Here is an 18287-nt window from a genome sequence, read left to right as displayed (position 1 = left end):
GGCGCTGGGGCCTGGAACTCGTGTCACAGTCCGCCGAGACGGCGCTGCTTGTGCCCGCGCCCATCCTGTCCAAGGTGGGCTTCAGCGTTATGGACAGGATGCCTGCCCGCCTCCGCCGGGGTTCAGCGGCCCACTCAGGCCGCCCGGGGCCGGGTCCGGCGGCGGCCCAGCTTCAGCGCCCGCTCGCTCTCCAGCAGGCGTTTAAGGGCCACCTCGCTGCGGGTCAGGCCTTCCAGTTCGGCGGGGAGGCGCCCGGCGCGGGGTTCATAGTCGTCGAGCACCTTGCCCTCCAAGTAGCGGTCAAAGATCACCGGGCAGATGTAGCTGCCGCGCGTGACGGCCGGCGTGTTGCCCAGGTCCTCGGCCACGAATTTGACGCAGTCCACCAGCACCCTGCGGGCCTCGCGCTCGCTGCCCGCCACGCCCGCCTCGGCCAGGTACTCGGCCGCAAGCAGCGTCCCGCCCCAGGTGCGGAAATCCTTGGCGGTAAAGGGCCCGATCACCTCCTTGAGGTAAGCATTGAGCTCGGGGGCATGAACGCGGCGGCGGGCGCCGTCCTCCACGGTCTGAAACAACCACGGACCGGGCAGTTCCAGCAATTTGCCGATGTTGTTCGCCAGCGTGGCGTTGCGGGTCGCCTTGTGCTGCGTGATGCCGTGCTTGCCCCGGAAGTGAAAGGTCACGGTGCTGCCCTCCACCCGGACGTGCCGCTGGCGCAGGGTGCTCAGGCCGTAGGTCTTGTGCTGCCGGGCGTAGGCGTCGCTGCCCACCCGGAAGTGGGCCACGTGCAGCAGCCGGGTCATCAGGGCCATCACCTTGCGCGGCGGCAGTCCGGAGGCCCGCAGATCCGAGGTGGTGACCTCGCGCAGGGTGGGCAGGGCGGTCGCGAAGCGCGTGAGGCGCTGCCACTTCTTCAGTGCACCCGCCTGCACGAAATCGGGGTGATAACGGTATTGCAGGCGTCCGGCGGCGTCACGTCCAAAGGCCTGTAATTCGGCGTCGGCATCGGGTGAGACATACACGTCGGTGTACGCGGGGGGCACAGCCAGACGGGCAATGCGCGCAAGGCCCTCCGCGTCGGCGTACGGGGTGCCGTCGGGCCAGAAATACTGGAACTTTTGAGGATCGTGGCCCTCGCGGCGCAGGTACTCCTCCTGCAGAATCTCGGTGCGGCCCGGCATCACTCGACCGCCTTCTCGGGAAGCTGCCAGTCTATGGGGCTCTCGCCCACCTCCTCCAGCGCGGCGTTCACGCGGCTGAAGGGCCGGGTTCCCATGAATTTGGTGACGCTCAGCGGGCTGGGATGGGCCGATTCCAGGATCACGTGGTTGGGGTTGGTGATCAGTTTAGCCTTCTTGCGGGCATACGCCCCCCACAGCACGAAGACCACGCGCTCCTCCTTCGCATTCACGGCCCTGATCACCGCGTCGGTAAAGGCCTCCCAGCCCTTGTTCGCGTGGCTGTTGGCCTGCCCGGCGCGCACGGTCAGCACGGCGTTGAGCAGCAGCACGCCCTGCTCGGCCCACGCCCGCAGGTAGCCGTGGCGCGGAGGCCTGAAGCCGGGAAGGTCGGTCTGCAACTCCTTGTAGATGTTCTGGAGGCTGGGCGGGACGCGCACGCCGGGCCGCACACTGAAGCTCAGGCCGTGCGCCTGACCGGGGCCATGGTACGGGTCCTGGCCCAGGATGAAGACCTTGACGTTTTCCAGCGGCGTGAAGCGCAGCGCGTTGAACACGTCGGCGGCGGGCGGGTAGACCGTGAGCGCGGCGCGTTCCTCCACTAGGAAATCCTTGAGCTCGTGAAAATACGGCGCGGCAAACTCGCCTTTCAGGGCCTCCTTCCACGACTCGGGCAGTCCGGCGGGAACGATGGGCCGGGCGGTTTCGGGCGCGTTGCCAAACAGGTCGGGCTGGTCGCTCATGGGGGGTCTCCTGGGGGTGGGGGGCCGGGTGGCGGTCTTGCGGGACGTGGCAATCTTCTTCGGGACGGTGGCGGGAAACCCCCGGGCAAGGCGCTCGGCGCGGATCACGGCCTTCTTGCGGCTGCCGTGCCGCAGGTAGATGCGCCGGGCCTCGGCCTCAAACTCGGGGGAGGCGCGGGCGGCGGCGATCCGCGCGCGGGCCAGCCGCCCCGCCCTGTGCTCGTCCACGACCGGCGGCGGATAAGTCAGCCGCGTGGCCCCGCTCCACTCCCAGGGCGCGTGCAGGAAATCGCCCGGCACGTCTGCCAGTTCCGGCACCCAGCGGCGGATGAATACGCCGTCCGGGTCCTGCTCCCGGGCCTGCCGGGTGGGACTGTAGATGCGCACGCGGTTGATGCCCACCGCGCCGCTCTGCATCTGCATCTGGGACCAGTGGATGCCGGGCTCGTTGTCCAGCCACTGGCGGGCCAGGAACACGCCGGTGGGCCGCCAGTGCAGCCACAGGTGCTGGCTGGCAAAGCTGACCAGCATGGCGCGCATCCGGAAATTGAGCCAGCCGGTCTGCCGCAGCGAGCGCATGCAGGCGTCGATCAGCGGGTAGCCGGTCTGCCCGTGGGCCCAGCGGTCGAAGAACTCCGGATTCCAGCTGTCGGCACGCAGGCTGTCCAGCGCGTGGTTGAGGCCCCGGAACTCCATGTCGGGTTCGGATTCCAGCCGCTGCACAAAGTGGCAGTGCCAGTGCAGCCGGCTCTCGTAGCTGCGCAGCGATCTGACCCAGCGCGGATCGGCCCAGGAGTCGCCGCGCACGGCGGCCAGGCGCTGGCGGGTGGCCCCCACCACCGTCCGCAGGGAAACCGTGCCGAAGGCGAGCGGCCCGCTCAGGCGCGAGCAGGCGTGTTCGGCGCTCAGGGGACTGCTCAGTTCGCGGGTGTAGTCCACGCCGCGCACGGTCAGGAAGGACTCGAGCGTGGCGTGTCCCGCCGCCTCGCCGCTGGGGGGAACCACCTTGGCGTCCGGGGCCACGCCCAGTTCGGCGTGCGTCCGGAGCCCGCCGGGCGAAACGGCGGGAGCATAGAGGCCGTCCGGCGCGGGCAACGGCGGCGTGCCCAGCCGCTCCTCCCAGGCATCGGCCCAGCCGTCCCGGCTCTTCAGGCCGCGCACCACGCCGTTCTGGGGCAGCTCGGTCAGCGGCAGGCCCCGCGCCCGCGCCCAGGCCCGCACCCGCCGGTCGCGCGCAAAGGACACGCCGTTTCCCGTTTCCTGGTGCGCCCACAGGCCGCCCAGTGGCAGCTCCCGGCTCAGCCGGTCCAGCACGGCCACCGCCTCGCCGTGGCGCAGGACCAGCGGCGCTCCCCGCCCACGCAGGCTGGCGTCCAGCTCCCGCAGGCAGCCGTTCAGATACGTCAGGTGCTGTCCGGCGAACTCCTCGTGGCCCAGTTGCTCGGGCTCATAGATGAACAGCGGCAGCACCGGCCCGCGCGCGGCGGCCTCGCGCAGCGGGGCGTGGTCGCGCACACGCAGGTCCTTCTTGAACCACACGACTTGCACGGGCGCAGCAGGGGCGAACACGGACACGCTGTGCAGTTTCCCGCAGCGCCCCGCCAGGGACGGTAAGAAGAGCGGGACTGTGGCTTTGGCAAACCTGAAGGCCCGCCCACTGTCCGTTCGCTCAGCCCGGCGGGCGCACCTTGACCCGGAACCACAGCTTCACGGCCTCGTCCGCCCTGAGGTCGGTGAGGACCCAGCGGACGTGCGTGTAGCTCTCCGGGGGGGCGGGTTCCAGCCGGGGCTCTCCCGCGGGGCCGGTTCCCTGGCGCTGGGGACGCGGGCTGTAGGTCTGCCCGCCGTCCACGCTGTAGCTCACGCGCCAGCGGGCCGTGTCCGGCGTCACGCCGCCGCTGAACTGGGTTTCACGGGGGACCGGCACGGCCACCTCCACCCGCGCCAGGCGGCCGCCGCTCACGTTGCGCAGCGTCAGCTCCTCGCGCAGCACGTCGCCGGGCAGCGCGGTCCGGGGGCTCTGGACCAGGGTCTCGGGTCCCCCGGCGCTCCGGGCCGGCTGGACCACCGCCTGCGTCATCACGAAGGTCACGCTGTTGCGGATGATCGGGGCCGGGGCCTGCGCCCGCGCCTGACCGCCCGGTTCCAGGCCGCCAGCGGTCAGCCCGCCCAGCGCCAGCCCCGCCAGCAGCCCGGCGCGGCGCAGCGCGCGGGCGATCCGGCGGCCCTGCTCCGGCCGTCCGGCCACCGTCATCCGCAACCCTGGCCTCAGACGCCCAGGCGCCCGGTCAGCGCCTTCTCGGTGGGCGTTCCGGTCGCTCCGTCAAAGGCGTCGATCTCCTCGATGAAGCGGTCGAACAGGTAGCGGCTGTCGTGCGGGCCGGGCGAGGCTTCCGGGTGGTACTGCACCGAGAAGACCGGGTAACGGCTGTGCGCCATCCCCTCCAGCGTGCCGTCGTTGAGGTTGACGTGGGTGGCGACGAAGGTGCCGCCCGGAATGCTGTCCAGGTCCACCGCGTAGCCGTGGTTCTGGGCCGTGATCTCCACGTTGCCGGTGAGCAGGTTCTTGACCGGCTGGTTGCCGCCGCGGTGCCCGAACTTCATCTTGAAGGTCTTGCCGCCCGCCGCCAGCCCCAGGATCTGGTGGCCCAGGCAGATGCCGAAGGTGGGCAGCAGCCCCATCAGCTCCCAGGCGGTCTTGTGGGCGTATTCCAGCGGCGCGGGATCGCCGGGACCGTTGCTCAGGAACAGGCCGTGCGGCTGCAGGGCCATCACCTGCGCCGCGGTGGTGTGCGCGGGCACCACGATGGGCTCGATGCCGACCTCGGAGAGGCGCTCGATGATGGTGTGCTTGATTCCAAAATCCATCAGGACCACGCGCTTGCCGTGCCGCAGGGTGGGAAAGGCGTAGGGCAGGGCGGTGGTCACTTCCTTGGTCATGTCGTGGCCGTCGATGTCCTGATGGTCACGGGCACGCTGCACATAGACCTGTTCTTCCAGCGGCGAGAACTCGCCGTACGGATCTTCCGGGTGCGTGTACGAGCGGTGGGCGATGACGCCCTTGACCACCCCACCGGTACGCAGCCGGCGCACGAGCGCGCGCGTGTCGATGCCCTGGATGCTGACCACGCCGTACTGCTGCATGAAGGATTCCAGCGACTGCTGCGCGCGGTAGTTGCTGTACTCGCCCGAGAATTCGCGGGAGATAAAGCCGCGCACATACGGCTTGTTGCTCTCCATGTCGTAGATCGCCACGCCGTAGTTGCCCACGTGCGGGTAGGTGATGGTCACGATCTGACCGTTGTAGCTCGGGTCGGTCATGATTTCCTGATAACCGGTCATGGAGGTGTTGAACACCACCTCGCCCACGGTCTCGCCACGGTGTCCGAAAGCGTAGCCCCGGTAGACCGTGCCGTCCTCCAGCGCCAGAATCGCGCGTTCTTTACGAATCATGTTTCCTCCTCCATCCGCGCCTCACGGGACGCGCTTCATGGGGTCAGCGTAAGGCACCGGCACGCCGGCAGATGCCCCTGTGCCCGGCTGACCATTATCCACGGTCAGCGCATAAAAATCCGGCCTCCGCTCACTGTCCGGGCAACGGAACATTTCTGATCCCGAACTCCCGCCTCCCGTACCCCTTTCAAGGACAGGCCAAACAACGGCACGCCCCCAGGGCAAGCCGCAGAACTGTGGCCGCTCTACTTCAGCACCCTCAACATGGCGATCTCATTGCAATTTTCAAAGAAGGCGCAGCGCTGGCACTCGCTCCAGACCTTGGGATGCAGTTTCGTCTTGTCGATGCGGGTAAAGCCGCACTTCTCGAAGAATCCCTGCTGGTAGGTCCAGGCAAACAGGGCGGGCAGGGCAATCTCGCGCGCCTCATGCTCACAGGCCTCGACGAGCTGCTTGCCCAGCCCGCGTCCCTGCATGTGCGGATGAATGGCGAGGCCGCGCACCTCGGCCAGATCGGGGGCGAGCAGGTGCAGCCCGCAGACTCCCGCCAGTCCGCCGGGGTGCCCCTCGTGCTCGGCGGCGAAGATCAGGTGAAAATCGCGAATGGTCTCGGCGAGCAGGCTGCGCGAGCGCACCAGCATCTGTCCGCGCGCCGCCCAGTACCCGATGAGTTCATGAATCGCATCGATGTCCGAGAGCCGCGCCTTGCGCCCCGACAGCGGGGCCTGCGGGTGAATGTCGGGAACGGCGATGGAATCCAGCGACAGGGTCATGGCCGCCCCCGGCACGCGGCCGTGGAGGACAGAGGGTGGACCGTGGAACAGGCGCTGTCCACGGTCCACCCCCCACGACGTGCGGTGTGCCCTAGGCCTTGCTTGCCCCCACGCTCAGGTCCCGCATCCAGGTGGTTTCTCCAGGACGCTCGCCACCCGAGCGGTAGGCCTGCACCTGCGGCGCGTCGGGCACATCGCCCATCACCACGGCCAGCGGCACCTGGGTAAAGCCGAAAGTGCTCCAGTCGCCGCCCTTGCTGAACATGTAGATCGCGCGGTCGCCGCGGCCCTGGGCGTACTCGATGGCGCTCATGACCAGCCGCCGGCCCAGGCCGCCCCCACGCGCTTCCGGCAACACCGCCGCTCCGCGCAGCAGGGAGGCCCCGTCGCCGTGCTCCAGGCCAATGGCCCCCACCGGCTGTCCGCCGCGCTCCATGACCCAGTAGGTGGTGCCCGGAGCGAGCGCCTCGCCGGTGTCGAGTCCGGCCTCGTGAAATACACGGACCACTGTGTCCTTGTCCTGGCTGCCAGCAAGTCGAATGTGAACGCTGTGATCGGTCATGCGTGATTCCTCCAGGAAGATCCGCCCCGTGTTGATGCGGCACGGCTGAGTTGAGAGTGCCGGCAGGATAGCGCAGCGGCCTCCACCCCGTCAGGCCCCGCCGATTCACGTCCGTTCTCCTCCGTTCAGCTCCCGCTTCCAGGCCTGCTCGCTATGAATCCAGCCCTTCAGGACCCCGCTTTGCACCTGCGGCACCCCGGGCAGCGCGGCGCTGAGTTCGTCGGCGCCTACCGGAGCGAAGCCGAAGCGCGCCCAGTAGTCCCCGGCCTCCTGACTGAACAGGTACACCGCATGGTCGCCGCGCAGCGAGGCGTGGGTCAGCGCACTCTGAACCAGCGCGCGGCCCAGGCCCTGCGAGCGCGCCGTGGGCAGCACCGCCGTGGAGCGGATCAGGGACACGCCCTCGCCGTGCTCCAGACCGATGCAGCCTCCGGGTACGCCATTGAGATCGGCAATCCAGTACGTGCTGTCCTGCGGCGTGACGCTGGAGGTGTGCAGCCCGCAGCCCCCCAGCAGGTCCAGGATGGTGGCGAAATCTTCGGGCGCGGCCTGCCGCAGCTTGACGTGCATCTGCGACAGCGCGGTGTGGGCGGGAATCTGGCTTGGGGTCATGGGAATACCTCCGGGGAGTGGGAAGGTGAGGAAATGGGGGTGGCCTCGTGCTTGTGTCGTCGCTCGGCGGCCTGGGCGGCGGCCTTGAGGAAGTAGCGCAGGCCGGCCCCCGCGCTGGCGTCCGTGTTCCAGCGCGGAATGACGTGCAGGTGAACGTGCGGAATGTGTGCCCCGCCCGCCGGAAAGACGTTCCAGCCCACCGTGTAGCCGTCGGGCCGGACGGTGGCGTCCAGATGGGCGCGGACCTCGGCGAGCAGTTCGTGAACGGCGGCGGCCTCGGCGGGGGTCAGGTCGAAGACGGTCTCGCAGGGACGTTTGGTGACGATCAGCCCCGAGTGCGGCAACCCCTCGAAATAGCGGGCGTCCTGGGTATAGACGCACAGCGCGTTCTCCAGCGTGACCTCGCCCCCCGCGAACCCGGCCCGGGTGGACAGCGGGTTCTCATGCGGGCGGGCCTGCCAGTGCGCCCACTCGGTTTGCCGCTGGCCCAGCAGCGTGCCGTCCAGGCACACCATCACGTTCAGCATGCCTCAGCCCTCCGACGCCAGACCCAGCGCCGCCTTCGCCGTATCCACGGCCTCGCGCACACGCACCGGGGCAGTTCCGCCGTAACTCTGACGGCCCGCCACGCTTTCTTCCACCGTCAATGAGGCGGCGACCCCGGCGTTCAGCAGCGGGTGGGCGGCGCGCAGCTCCTCATCCGTCAGCTCCCACAGCTGCCGGCCCGAGCGTGAGGCCAGCCCCACCAGCCCGCCCACAACCTCGTGTGCTTCCCGGAAGGGAACACCCTGGCGGGCCAGAAAGTCGGCCACGTCGGTCGCCGTGCTGTAGCCCCGCGCCGCCGCCTCGCGCGTCTTCTCGGCGTGCCACTCGCATTTGGGCATCATGTCGGCGTACAGCCGCAGCACGATGCTCAGGGTGTCGTAGCTGTCAAACACCCCTTCCTTGTCCTCTTGCAGGTCCTTGTTGTACGCCAGCGGCGTGCCCTTGACCACGGTGAGCAGGCCCATCAGGTTGCCGAAAACACGCCCCGCCTTGCCACGCGCCAGCTCAGACACGTCCGGGTTCTTCTTCTGCGGCATGATGCTGCTGCCCGTGGTATGCGAATCCGGCAGGGTCAGGAACCCGAATTCGAAGGTGGAATACAGGATCAGTTCCTCGGACAGGCGCGAGAGGTGGGCCGAGAGGATCGCGCAGGCCGAGAGAAACTCCAGCGCGAAATCCCGGCTGCCCACGCCGTCGAGGCTGTTGGCGGTGGGACGGGCAAAACCCAGCGCGGTGGCGACGGTGTGGCGGTCAATCGGCCACGGCGTGCCGGCCAGCGCGGAGCTGCCCAGCGGCGAGGCGTCCATGCGGACGGCGGCGTCCAGAAAGCGGCCCTCGTCGCGCTCGAGCATGGCGGCGTAGGCCATGAACCAGTGCGCGAGCAAGATGGGCTGCGCCACCTGCAGGTGGGTGTAGCCGGGCAGGATGATGCCGGCGTCCAGCGTCCGCTCGGCTTCTGTCACCATCACTGCGCGCAGGGCGCGGGTCTGGGCGGCCAGATCCAGGCAGGCCTCCTTGGTAAACAGGCGGAAGTCCACCGCCACCTGATCGTTGCGGCTGCGCGCGGTGTGCAGCTTGCCCGCCACCGGGCCGATGCGGTCGCGCAGGGCAGCTTCCACGTTCATGTGGACGTCCTCGCGGTCCAGCCGCCATTCAAAATTTCCGGCACGGATGTCTTCCAGCACAGCCTCCAGGCCGCCGCTGATCTGCGCCACCTCCTCCCCCGTCAGGATGTCCACCTGACCCAGCATCGCAACGTGCGCCAGCGAGCCGCGAATGTCCTGCTCGGCGAGGCGCTGGTCGAAGGAGACGGAGGCGTTAAACAGCTCCACGAGGCCGTCGGTGGCTTCGGCGAAGCGGCCTCCCCAGAGTTTCTTGTCTTTCATGTTGGTCATGTCAGGGCCTTTTGAGGAGAGGTCGGAGGAGTTGAAATGGCCTTGACCAGCACCGCCGGCCCCGGACTGTCCGAATGGGCGAAACGGTAGGGTTCATCACTTCGGACATACCCCAGGCCTTCATAAAACGGAATTACGCCCAGGTTGAACCGCGAGACGGCAAGCAGTACCCGCTCAAATCCACCCGCGGCGGCCACGGCCTCTACCGCCCGTACCAGCGCCGTGCCGACACCCTGGCCGCGCACCCGCGGCACGGTGGCCAGGCGGTTGAGGGTCAGCGTCTGCGCTCCGTCCGGGCGAAAGCCCACGCAGCCGCTGACCTCTTCCCCCGTCACGGCGACGAAACCGCCGGCTCCGGGAGCGAACAGCGCCGCCTCCAGGTCCCCGGGCGTCGTGCGGCTCCAGCTGGACCGGGGGTCCATGCCCGCCGCCTGCATCACGGCGTGAAAGGCGGGCAGGTCGGCGGGTGTGAGGGACCGGATCACGGAGCCTCCAGCGTCAGGCGCATCTCGTTGGTGGCCACGAACCCCAGGGTCTCGTACGTACGCTTCCCTGCGTCCGAGGCGTGCAGGCTGACCTGCTCCACGCCGCGCGCCGCGCACTCGGCCAGCAGGGCCTGCACCAGCCGCCGTGCCACTCCCTGTCCACGGTGCGGCGGGACCACATAGACGTTGAGGATGTAGGCCCTGACCGGCGCAAGGCTGCGTGGACTGGGCGGAAACTCCTGCCAGATCACGCCTGCTCCGGCCACAACGTCACCCCCGGTTTCCAGCAGGACGCCAGAATACGTACCGTCTGTCAGGCCGCCGCGCAGCCACTCCAGACTGGCCGCCGAGGCGGCCCGCACCCGCGCCACGTCACTGCCCATGTCGGTGAACATGGCGTCGCGCTGGGCCTGGATCCGCTCAGCATCCGCCGGCAGGGCGGGGCGCAGGGTGAAGCCGGAAGGTAGAGGCATGGTCAGACCTTCGCCGCGTCCTTCTGCTCGGCCCGGGCCTGAACCCGCGCCTGCACGCGCATGCGCAGGGCGTTGAGCTTGATGAACGCCCCGGCATCGTGCTGGTTGTAGTCGCCGCCCGCCTCAAAGGACACCAGATCCTTGTCGTACAGGCTCTGCGGGGCCTTGCGGCCCACCACGTCACAGTTGCCCTTGTACAGCTTCAGGCGGGCCGTGCCGGTGACCGACTGCGCGACGTGATCGATGTACACCTGCAGGGCCTCGCGCTCCGGGGCAAACCAGAACCCGTTGTAGACCAGCTCGGCGTACTTGACCCCCAGGGCGTCGCGCTGGTGCAGCACCTCCCGGTCCAGGGTCAGGCTCTCGACCGCGCGGCGGGCGTGATACAGCAGCGTGCCGCCGGGCGTCTCGTACACGCCGCGCGACTTCATGCCCACGAAACGGTTTTCCACCAGATCAATGCGTCCGATGCCGTGCCTGCCGCCCAGCTCATTGGCCTTCTGCAGCAGTTCGGCGGGCGACAGCCGCTCTCCGTTGAGGGCCACCGGGTCGCCGTTCTCGAACTCCACTTCCACGTACTCGGCGGTGTCCGGGGCCTCCTCGGGGCCAACCGTCAGCTTGAACATGTGCGCGGGCGGCTCGGTCCAGGGGTCTTCGAGGATGCCGCCCTCGTAGGAGATGTGCAGCATGTTCGCGTCGGTGCTCCAGGGGTCTTTCTTGGTGGTGGGCACCGGAATACCGTGTTCACGGGCAAAGGCCTCCAGGTCGGCGCGGCCCTGAAAGTCCCAGTCGCGCCACGGGGCCACCGTCACGATGTCGGGGTTCAGGGCGTAGGCGGTCATCTCAAAGCGCACCTGATCGTTGCCCTTGCCGGTCGCGCCGTGCGAAACGGCCACCGCGCCCTCCTGGGCGGCGATTTCGACCATCTTCTTGGCGATCAGCGGGCGGGCGATGCTCGTGCCCAGCAGGTAATAGCCCTCGTACAGTGCGCTGCTGCGGAACATCGGAAACACGTAGTCGCGCACGAATTCCTCGCGCAGGTCCAGCGCGTAGGCGGCCACCGCTCCGGTGTTCAGGGCCTTGACCCGGGCCTCTTCCACCTCGTCGCCCTGGCCCAGGTCGGCGGTAAAGCACACGACGTCGTAGTTGCGCTCGGTCTGGAGCCATTTGAGGATGATGGAGGTGTCCAGGCCCCCGCTGTAGGCGAGGACGATCTTGTCGCGGCTGGATGTGGGGGAAGTCTGCGTCATGGTCGGATTGTCTCCTAAAGGGGAAGGGCAGCGCAAAATCCCGGCGCATTCACTCCGCCGCCCATGTCCCACAGGGGGATCAGGCGGAGGGTCAGCGTCGGGAAGGAAGAAGGGTCATAGATGTATGAATATGCAATTTAACGCATATCAATGCGGCCCAGCGTAGCAGCCCACGGCGCCGCAGATCAAGGGCGCATTCCTCACCTTCTGCATTGAGGACATGACAAACGGGCCGCCCAAGGCGACCCGTGTCCAGAACAACTCAGTTCAGCGCAGAGTGTAGTTTATGCCCAAACGCACGCCGTACCCAAGGCCAATCTGCGTGCCGCTGGCGCGATTGGTGCCATCTGAAACGGCGGCAAATATAGCCCGGGGACCCACCGAGCCTTCGGCAAAGAGGCTGACCGTCGAAGTGACGTTAAAGTTCAGACCGCCCAGAACGTTCGGATACAGCACCACGCCGCCCACGGCCACGTTCTGATCCGAACCCAGCACGGTAGCCAGCCCCAGGGCAGCGCCGTAGTAGGGTTGGACGGTGTTGCTGGAGCTTCCCGTGTGTCGCAGGAACGCGACGTCCCCACTCAGGACCAGTGCCCCACCACCATTGGTCATTGCCGCCAAGGGCAGCCCAAGACCAAAACGGACTGAGTCACTGGCATTCAGGTCACGTTCGTATTGCGCGCCCAGCACGAAAACGCCGATTTTCTGTGACGCATGGGCGGTGGACAGCAAGGCAAGAACAGCTACCGGTAGAAAAAATTTCTTCATGAAGGCAAAGTTAGCAGCAGATGAAGACACAGGCTGACGATTTTGACACTTGGCAGAAAATCTGTCTAGCTAGGTTCATGAGAGTAATTATAGTTTCCTCGGCTCGGTCGTCGTCTGGCAGAAGCGTTTGACCAGGAAGCAGAAAGGTGGCTCGTCCCCGGAAGGGACCGCCACCTCTGTTCACCGCCGCAGCTCTTAGGGCAGGCGATAGTTCAGGCCGATGCGTGCGTTGCTGCCCAGCTTGACGTTGGTGGTGTTCGTGCCGCTGCCCACCTGCACCTGCAGGCCAACGTTGCCCTCGACAAAGAGGCTGAGGGGATCGGTCACGTTGTAGCGCAGTCCCAGGGTGCCGTGCGGGTAGACGCTCAGGCCGAGGTTCTCGCCGATGCCCGCACCGACCCCCAGGCCGACGCCGTAGTACGGGGTGAATCCGCCCAGCGGGCCAACGCCCGCGAAGTCGGCGAGGTAATCCACCGAGCCGTTGACGGACAGCGCCCGGAAGTTGAAGTTGGTCGCATCCAGGTTCAGCCCGTAGCGGATGGCGGAGTTGGACGTCAGGTCGCTCTGGTACTGCAGGGTCACGCCCGAGCCGATGGAGCCGCCAATGTAATTGGCAGCGGAAGCGGAGGACACGGCGCTCAGGGCCAGCAGGGTCAGGGTGGCTTTCTTCATGGAACGAGCATAGCGGTCGCCTCCGGCTCATGAAAGCCACACCCCTTTACATAAATTCGCCGCGACCTTTATTTTTCGCTTACTTCAGCGCTGCTCCTCAGGGAGAGGGAACCCGGGCCAGCCGCTCCAGGGCGCGCGCGATCTCGCTGCGCGACTTGCAGAAGGCCACCCGCAGCAGCCCCTCGGGTGCGGGGTGATGGGCGTAGAACGCCTCACCGGGAATCACGGCGACCCCGGCGTGTTCCACCAGCGTCTCGGCCCGCCAGGAGGGATGCAGGACGGTCAGGAAATACGTGCCGCGCGGGGTGAAGACGGTGGCGCCCAGGTCACGCAGGCCGTCTGCAAGCAACTGCTGCCGGGCGGCGTATTCGCTTCTCAGATGGTCGTAGAAGCCCTCGGTGCGGGCCAGGGGCAGGGCCGCCGCCACGGCTGCCTGCAGGGGAGTGGGCGAGCAGAAGGACCCCTGCTGCCGCACGCCCGCGATGTTGCCCGCCACGCCCGCTCCCGGTGGACACGCGATCCAGCCGATGCGCCAGCCGGTCGCCTCCAGCCGTTTGCCCGCGCTGCCGACCGTGAAGGTGCGCTCGGGGGCCAGCGTGCGGACCGGCACGGGGGGAGCGCCGAAGTACAGCTCGTCATAGACCTCGTCGCTGATGATCCACAGGTCGTGGGCGCGGGCCAGCGCCACGATCTGTTCCAGCTCCTCCCGCGACAGCACCGTGCCGGTGGGGTTGTACGGACTGTTGAGCAGAATGGCCCGCGTTCGCTCCGTCACGGCGGCCCGCAGCGCACCCAGGTCCAGGGTCCAGCCCTTCGCCGCGGACAGCTGCATGGGCACCGTCACGGGGGTCGCCCCGGCCAACCGCGCCTGCGGCAGGTACACGTCGAATACCGGCTCCAGCATCAGGACCTCATCGCCCGGACCGTACAGGGCCAGCGCGAGCACATTCAGCGCCTCAGTCGCGCCGCCGGTCACGATCACGTCGCCGCCGTCCACCCCCAGGTCCGCGCCGATGGCGTCCCGCAAAACCGGCAGTCCGGCGGGCGGGCTGTACTGGTCGTGGGTGCCCACCGCCCGCCGCGCCGCCTCCAGCAGAAAAGCCGGGGGCGCGTCCGAGGGAAAGCCCTGCCCCAGGTTCACGGCCCCGAACTGCGCCGCGAGGCGGCTCATGCGGGCGAAGACACTCTCCTGCGAGGCGCGGGCGCGGAACAACAGCTGCGGCATGGGCGCAGTCTGAACCCCAGAGAGCAGAAAGCAGCCCGGGCCGTCCAGACGACCGGCCGCAACGGTGCCAGCAGTGCCGGGGGCCGCCTGTTCCCTCACGTCGGTTCAGGTGAGCCGGCTGTCAGAGTGGATGGCCTATGCTCCGGGCAGAAAATGGCCCTCCCCCCCTCCACCTCGCCTGACCGCACCTACCGGCGCAGCGCCCTGCTGGTGCTGCTGGTCAGCGGTCTGATCACCTCGCTGATCACCCTGGGGCTGGAGGTCGGCATCATGACCCGCCTGGAAACGGCCTCGCTGCTGCTGATCGCCGTGAAGAATGCGGGGCTGGCGCTGTGGCTGTGGCGGCGTCCGGCGGACCTGATGCGGGTGGGCCTGACCGAACTGACCCTGCAGATCAGCGCGGCGGTCTTGCGCCTGGCACAACTGCTGCTGATCGAACAGACCTCCGCGGGCCTGGGCGGGTACTCGTACTGGATGGTCCTGAGCTATCTGGTGGCCTCGCTGGTGCTGCGCCCCCGCGCCTTTCTGCTCGTCTCGCTGGGGCAGTACGCGGCGCTGCTCGCCGTGGGCGCCGCCTTCTGGTGGGCCCCCCACATCGCGCCGGACATCAAGTCCGCGCAGGGCAACCTGCTGCTGCAGCTGTACCTGATGCACGGCACCGTGATCGCCTTTCTGTTCCTGCAACACCAGCTGCGCCGTCAGTATTTCCATACCCTGCTGCAGGCCGAGCGGGAGGCCACCCTCGCGCAGATAGACGCGCTGACGGGACTGCCCAACCGGCGACAGTTGCAGACCTGGCTGAGCGCCAGCCTGGGCCGCGCTGAGCGCCACGAACCGCTGAGTCTCGTGCTGTTCGACCTCGACCACTTCAAGTCAGTCAACGATACCTACGGCCACGAGACGGGAGACCGGGTTCTGCGCGACACCGCCCTGGCCGCGTCCCGCATCGTGCGCAAGGGAGACCGGGTCGGGCGCTGGGGCGGCGAGGAGTTCCTGGTTCTGGTCGCCGGCGACCAGGCCGCCGCGCAGGAGATCGCGGCCCGGCTGCGTGACAGCCTGCGCTCCCTGTGGCACCCGGAGGCCCGCACGATCACCGTCAGCTGCGGCATCGCCCAGGCGCGGCCCGGAGACACCCCCGAGACGCTGCTGCGCCGCGCCGACACCGCGTTGTACCAGGCCAAGGCGGCGGGCCGGGACACCGCGCGCGCGAGTTGAGGCCTGCTCCGGGCCTCCGCCAGCGCGTATGCTGACCTCCGGGCGGTCGCTCACCCGCCCAAGGAGCTGGCCATGATCAAACTGACCGTGCTGTACGGCAATCCCACCGATCCTGCTGCCTTCGACGAGTATTACCACCACACCCACATGGACCTGGCCCGGAGCATTCCGGGCCTGAGCCGTGTTGAAGTCGCGCAGGTGATCGGTACCCCCGACGGCAGCGCTCCCGCCCACTACCGCATCGCGGAGCTGTATTTCGAGGACATGGCCAGCTTCCAGGCGGCCATGGGCAGCCCCGCCGGGCAGGCCACCGCCTCGGACATTCCCAAGTTTGCCACCGGCGGCGCCACGGTGCTCATCAGCGAGATCACGGCCTAGCGTCCGGCTCTCCAGGCGCGGTGGATTCCGGCCGGGAGACAGGGAGGCCGCGCAGCAGGCCCAGCAGGGGCAGGGGCACCAGCGCCGCGAGCGCCAGGGCCGCCCGCACGCCCAGCACGTTGCCCAGCACGCCGAAGCCCGGCCCGAAGCCCACCTGCCCCAGCGCGTCCGCCTGCGCGGCGAGGGAATTGACGGTCGCCCGTGAGCGCGGGTCCAGCCCCCGGTTGAGCCAAGCGTCGTACAGCGGGGCATACAGGCCCTGCAGCACTCCCTGCACCACCAGCGCCAGCGCGGCCCAGCCGAAGCCCGGTGCCAGGGCAAAAACCAGCAGCGCCGCCACGCGGCCGCCCAGGACCCAGCGCAGGGTCCGGGCGGCCGCGTGCGGTTCCTGTGGCGTGAGGCGGCGGCGCAGCGGCTCAGTCACGCCCAGCCCGACCGCCTGCACCGCCGCCGCGAGCAGCACGAACCAGCCGGCCGCGCTCAATCCGCCCGGAAGACCGATTTCGCGGACCAGCAGAAACTCGTTGAGGCGGTCCACCGCCTCGCTGCCCGCGCCGTACATCAGGGCGGTGAGCATCAGCAGGGTCAGCACCCGGCTGGCGCGCACCTCGCGCACGCCGCGCCCGAGCGTGTCTGCCAGCGCCGTCCAGGTCTGCCGTTCCCCGCGCGGAGCGGGCGAGAATCCCTCCTCGGGCATGCGCAGCCACAGGTAAGCGCCCAGGGCCAGAGCCACCGCGCCGCCCGCCAGCACCGGCACCTGCAGTCCCAGGGTGGCCAGGGCCGCCGTCGCCCCGAGGCCCACGATTCCCGCCGCCCGGCCATACTGGCTGCCCAGCAGGTACAGCCTGGCGGCCCGGTCCTCGCCCACCTCGTCGGCGAGCCACGCCTGCTGCGCGCCGCTGAGCAGGGTGTAGCCCGCCGCCGACACGACCTGGGCGAGCAGCAGCGCCCAGAACACCGGAAAGGCCCCGACGAGCAGCATTCCCGCCCCCAGCCCCACGCAGCCCAGAATCACCGAGCGGCGCCGGGAATGAACGTCGGCCACCACGCCGGTGGGAATCTCCAGCACAAAGGCGGCTCCCTCCAGCGCCGCGCCGATCAGCAGGAGTTGCAGCGGGTTCAGCTCCGCCACGGTCACGAAATACAGGCCCTGCAGGGTAAAGGCCAGCGCGAAGGCCAGGGACAGGCCCGCCGACAGCGCGAGATACACCCGCGCGGGATTTTTCGATTTCAACATGCGTTCGTTCCTCGGGGGTTCAACAGCCCACGGGCGGCGCGGCCTGAGGCGGGCGCGCCGGCTTGAGACGGGGGGTCAGAGGGCTGTTGACATGGTGGGTTCACCCCGAGGTCGAGGCTGAGGGCAGTTTAGAACACCACAGCTGCGGGGGGCACCAGCCGACTGGCCGATGCCCCCCCCTGTTCCATGCCCTTCTCAGCCGCCGACCGGCTGTGGCGCGGGCAGTTCCGAGATCTTCTCTCCCGAACCATCGAGCACGAACTTGTCGATGTACGGCGAGTTCATCAGGTGCAGGGCGCCCATGTACTTCAGACGGAAGGTGACGTAGCTGCCGACCTCCAGGCCAGCCTCGTTGTCGCCCACGTTGAGCACAAGCATGTCGCTGCTGCCACCGATGACCTCCAGACGCGGGTCCACCGGCGTGAGGTACTGCGGCGAGATGTCCAGGTAGCCCACGTCCAGAATGGCGCGGTGGCTGGTGCTCGGCCCCTCGGCGTCTCCCTCGGCGGTCTGGCCAAAGGGATTCTTGCCCAGCACCCCGGACGGCGTGGTGGGTTTCTCGGCCAGTTCGATCACCTGGGCATGCAGTTCCAGCACGTCGTCGTGCATGGCCTCGAAGGTATTCTCATGAACCAGATCCTGCCCGAAGAACAGCGCCTCCCCGATGCGGAAGTGGTTGATGGCCGCCGGCAGGCCGCCCGCGATCAGCAGCGGCAGGGTCACGGTGGTGCCCGCACTTACCCACTGGATCTCGACCCCGTTCTTCAGCTCGATGATGGTCTTGTACAGCCCCAGCTGAATCAGCTTGTCCTCGCTGGGCATGACTCCGTTCAGGCAGTTGAGGTTGGTGCCGATGCCGATGATGCGGATGTTCGGCAGCCGGAAGACCTGCTCGTAGAACGCCACGATGTCCTCGCGCAGCACCCCCTCGCGCAGGTCGCCCATCTCGATCATGATGATGATCAGGTGCGTCTTGTTCTGCTTCACGGCCTCGGCGCTGATGGCCCGGATGGTCTCCAGCTCGGTGTTGAAGCTCACGTCCGCCCAGGTCACGAGTTCCTCGATCAGGGCCGAGGCCGGCGGCTTGATGTACACCGTCTGCGCCTCCGGGTTCAGCTCCTTGATGGCCCGCAGGTTGCTGATGCGTGAATCCAGCAGTTCCAGGCGGCCCAGACGGATCACCTCATTGAGAAACAGCTTGTTGCCGCACAGCAGCTTGGTCGTAATGCCCCAGTCGATGCCGCGCGCCCCCAGCAGACCCTCCAGATGATCAAAGTTGGCCTGCAACTTGGGCCGGTCCAGCGTCAGATAAGCCATGGGTTC

General features: G+C 68.2%; 19 protein-coding genes. 2 read left to right on the top strand and 17 right to left on the bottom strand.

The window, feature by feature from the left end:
* Positions 1-134 precede the first annotated feature (134 nt).
* From IEY21_RS00760 to IEY21_RS00690, 15 genes are all read right to left on the bottom strand, one after another.
* Positions 135-1181 (bottom strand): DNA topoisomerase IB, encoded by a 1047-nt coding sequence (locus tag IEY21_RS00760; RefSeq protein ID WP_188900616.1) that lies wholly within the window; start codon positions 1179-1181, stop codon positions 135-137.
* Positions 1181-3496: a uracil-DNA glycosylase gene (ung, locus tag IEY21_RS00755; protein ID WP_229752731.1), complete on the bottom strand. Its 2316-nt coding sequence runs from the start codon at positions 3494-3496 to the stop codon at positions 1181-1183. The genes IEY21_RS00760 and ung overlap by 1 nt, the downstream gene beginning before the upstream one ends.
* 94 nt (positions 3497-3590) lie before the next feature.
* On the bottom strand, positions 3591-4175 hold the full coding sequence (locus tag IEY21_RS00750) for a hypothetical protein (RefSeq protein WP_188900316.1): 585 nt from the start codon (positions 4173-4175) through the stop codon (positions 3591-3593).
* 14 nt (positions 4176-4189) lie between these two features.
* Positions 4190-5374 carry a glutamine-hydrolyzing carbamoyl-phosphate synthase small subunit gene (gene carA / locus IEY21_RS00745; RefSeq protein ID WP_188900314.1) on the bottom strand — a complete coding sequence of 395 codons (1185 nt, stop codon included), beginning with the start codon at positions 5372-5374 and terminating at the stop codon, positions 4190-4192.
* 245 nt (positions 5375-5619) lie between these two features.
* Positions 5620-6147, bottom strand: a complete 528-nt coding sequence (locus tag IEY21_RS00740) for an N-acetyltransferase (protein ID WP_188900312.1) — start codon at positions 6145-6147, stop codon at positions 5620-5622.
* 91 nt (positions 6148-6238) lie between these two features.
* Positions 6239-6709, bottom strand: a complete 471-nt coding sequence (locus IEY21_RS00735) for a GNAT family N-acetyltransferase (protein WP_188900310.1) — start codon at positions 6707-6709, stop codon at positions 6239-6241.
* Between the two features lie 105 nt (positions 6710-6814).
* The gene (locus IEY21_RS00730) at positions 6815-7321 is read right to left on the bottom strand and encodes a GNAT family N-acetyltransferase (RefSeq protein ID WP_188900308.1); all 507 of its coding nucleotides are present in this window, start codon (positions 7319-7321) and stop codon (positions 6815-6817) included.
* A complete protein-coding gene (locus IEY21_RS00725; RefSeq protein WP_229752729.1) occupies positions 7318-7848 on the bottom strand; it encodes an HIT family protein in 531 nt (176 codons plus the stop codon). Before IEY21_RS00725 ends, IEY21_RS00730 begins: the two co-directional genes overlap by 4 nt.
* 3 nt (positions 7849-7851) lie before the next feature.
* Positions 7852-9261 (bottom strand): argininosuccinate lyase, encoded by a 1410-nt coding sequence (gene argH, locus IEY21_RS00720; protein ID WP_188900306.1) that lies wholly within the window; start codon positions 9259-9261, stop codon positions 7852-7854.
* Positions 9258-9746 (bottom strand): GNAT family N-acetyltransferase, encoded by a 489-nt coding sequence (locus IEY21_RS00715; RefSeq protein ID WP_229752728.1) that lies wholly within the window; start codon positions 9744-9746, stop codon positions 9258-9260. The genes argH and IEY21_RS00715 overlap by 4 nt, the downstream gene beginning before the upstream one ends.
* The gene (locus IEY21_RS00710) at positions 9743-10219 is read right to left on the bottom strand and encodes a GNAT family N-acetyltransferase (RefSeq protein WP_188900304.1); all 477 of its coding nucleotides are present in this window, start codon (positions 10217-10219) and stop codon (positions 9743-9745) included. The genes IEY21_RS00715 and IEY21_RS00710 overlap by 4 nt, the downstream gene beginning before the upstream one ends.
* Before the next feature lie 2 nt (positions 10220-10221).
* Positions 10222-11469, bottom strand: coding sequence for an argininosuccinate synthase (locus tag IEY21_RS00705; protein WP_188900302.1), 1248 nt, complete (start codon positions 11467-11469; stop codon positions 10222-10224).
* A gap of 267 nt (positions 11470-11736) precedes the next feature.
* Positions 11737-12237 (bottom strand): hypothetical protein, encoded by a 501-nt coding sequence (locus IEY21_RS00700; RefSeq protein ID WP_188900300.1) that lies wholly within the window; start codon positions 12235-12237, stop codon positions 11737-11739.
* 195 nt (positions 12238-12432) lie between these two features.
* Positions 12433-12909: a hypothetical protein gene (locus IEY21_RS00695; protein WP_188900298.1), complete on the bottom strand. Its 477-nt coding sequence runs from the start codon at positions 12907-12909 to the stop codon at positions 12433-12435.
* Positions 12910-13006: 97 nt separating this feature from the next.
* Entirely contained in the window at positions 13007-14134 is a 1128-nt protein-coding gene (locus tag IEY21_RS00690; protein WP_188900296.1) for a pyridoxal phosphate-dependent aminotransferase, read from the bottom strand.
* 153 nt (positions 14135-14287) lie between these two features.
* Between IEY21_RS00690 and IEY21_RS00685 the strand changes: the two genes are divergently transcribed.
* Complete coding sequence (locus IEY21_RS00685) at positions 14288-15349, top strand: GGDEF domain-containing protein (protein WP_188900294.1); 1062 nt, start codon at positions 14288-14290, stop codon at positions 15347-15349.
* 72 nt (positions 15350-15421) lie between these two features.
* Positions 15422-15727, top strand: coding sequence for an EthD family reductase (locus tag IEY21_RS00680; RefSeq protein WP_188900292.1), 306 nt, complete (start codon positions 15422-15424; stop codon positions 15725-15727).
* Here the strand turns inward: IEY21_RS00680 and IEY21_RS00675 are convergent.
* Both IEY21_RS00675 and IEY21_RS00670 read right to left on the bottom strand, forming a co-directional pair.
* Positions 15717-16964 carry an MFS transporter gene (locus IEY21_RS00675; RefSeq protein ID WP_188900290.1) on the bottom strand — a complete coding sequence of 416 codons (1248 nt, stop codon included), beginning with the start codon at positions 16962-16964 and terminating at the stop codon, positions 15717-15719. The genes IEY21_RS00680 and IEY21_RS00675 overlap by 11 nt on opposite strands.
* 195 nt (positions 16965-17159) lie before the next feature.
* Positions 17160-18281: an alanine racemase gene (locus IEY21_RS00670; protein WP_188900287.1), complete on the bottom strand. Its 1122-nt coding sequence runs from the start codon at positions 18279-18281 to the stop codon at positions 17160-17162.
* Positions 18282-18287 lie beyond the last annotated feature (6 nt).

Origin of the sequence: Deinococcus aerophilus, assembly GCF_014647075.1 — a bacterium.
Lineage (GTDB): Bacteria > Deinococcota > Deinococci > Deinococcales > Deinococcaceae > Deinococcus > Deinococcus aerophilus.
The sequence above is the reverse complement of the archived record's forward strand: the minus strand, read 5'-3'. Positions and strand labels throughout refer to the sequence as shown.

Coding starts and splice junctions, on each gene's coding strand:
- IEY21_RS00680 (WP_188900292.1), top strand. CDS start 15,422: ATGATCAAACTGACCGTGCTGTACGGCAATCCCACCGATCCTGCTGCC.
- IEY21_RS00700 (WP_188900300.1), bottom strand. CDS start 12,237: ATGAAGAAATTTTTTCTACCGGTAGCTGTTCTTGCCTTGCTGTCCACC.
- IEY21_RS00685 (WP_188900294.1), top strand. CDS start 14,288: ATGGCCCTCCCCCCCTCCACCTCGCCTGACCGCACCTACCGGCGCAGC.
- IEY21_RS00670 (WP_188900287.1), bottom strand. CDS start 18,281: ATGGCTTATCTGACGCTGGACCGGCCCAAGTTGCAGGCCAACTTTGAT.
- IEY21_RS00730 (WP_188900308.1), bottom strand. CDS start 7,321: ATGACCCCAAGCCAGATTCCCGCCCACACCGCGCTGTCGCAGATGCAC.
- IEY21_RS00710 (WP_188900304.1), bottom strand. CDS start 10,219: ATGCCTCTACCTTCCGGCTTCACCCTGCGCCCCGCCCTGCCGGCGGAT.
- IEY21_RS00735 (WP_188900310.1), bottom strand. CDS start 6,709: ATGACCGATCACAGCGTTCACATTCGACTTGCTGGCAGCCAGGACAAG.
- IEY21_RS00740 (WP_188900312.1), bottom strand. CDS start 6,147: ATGACCCTGTCGCTGGATTCCATCGCCGTTCCCGACATTCACCCGCAG.
- IEY21_RS00725 (WP_229752729.1), bottom strand. CDS start 7,848: ATGCTGAACGTGATGGTGTGCCTGGACGGCACGCTGCTGGGCCAGCGG.
- IEY21_RS00760 (WP_188900616.1), bottom strand. CDS start 1,181: ATGCCGGGCCGCACCGAGATTCTGCAGGAGGAGTACCTGCGCCGCGAG.
- IEY21_RS00690 (WP_188900296.1), bottom strand. CDS start 14,134: ATGCCGCAGCTGTTGTTCCGCGCCCGCGCCTCGCAGGAGAGTGTCTTC.
- argH (WP_188900306.1), bottom strand. CDS start 9,261: ATGACCAACATGAAAGACAAGAAACTCTGGGGAGGCCGCTTCGCCGAA.
- IEY21_RS00695 (WP_188900298.1), bottom strand. CDS start 12,909: ATGAAGAAAGCCACCCTGACCCTGCTGGCCCTGAGCGCCGTGTCCTCC.
- carA (WP_188900314.1), bottom strand. CDS start 5,374: ATGATTCGTAAAGAACGCGCGATTCTGGCGCTGGAGGACGGCACGGTC.
- IEY21_RS00705 (WP_188900302.1), bottom strand. CDS start 11,469: ATGACGCAGACTTCCCCCACATCCAGCCGCGACAAGATCGTCCTCGCC.
- IEY21_RS00750 (WP_188900316.1), bottom strand. CDS start 4,175: ATGACGGTGGCCGGACGGCCGGAGCAGGGCCGCCGGATCGCCCGCGCG.
- IEY21_RS00675 (WP_188900290.1), bottom strand. CDS start 16,964: ATGTTGAAATCGAAAAATCCCGCGCGGGTGTATCTCGCGCTGTCGGCG.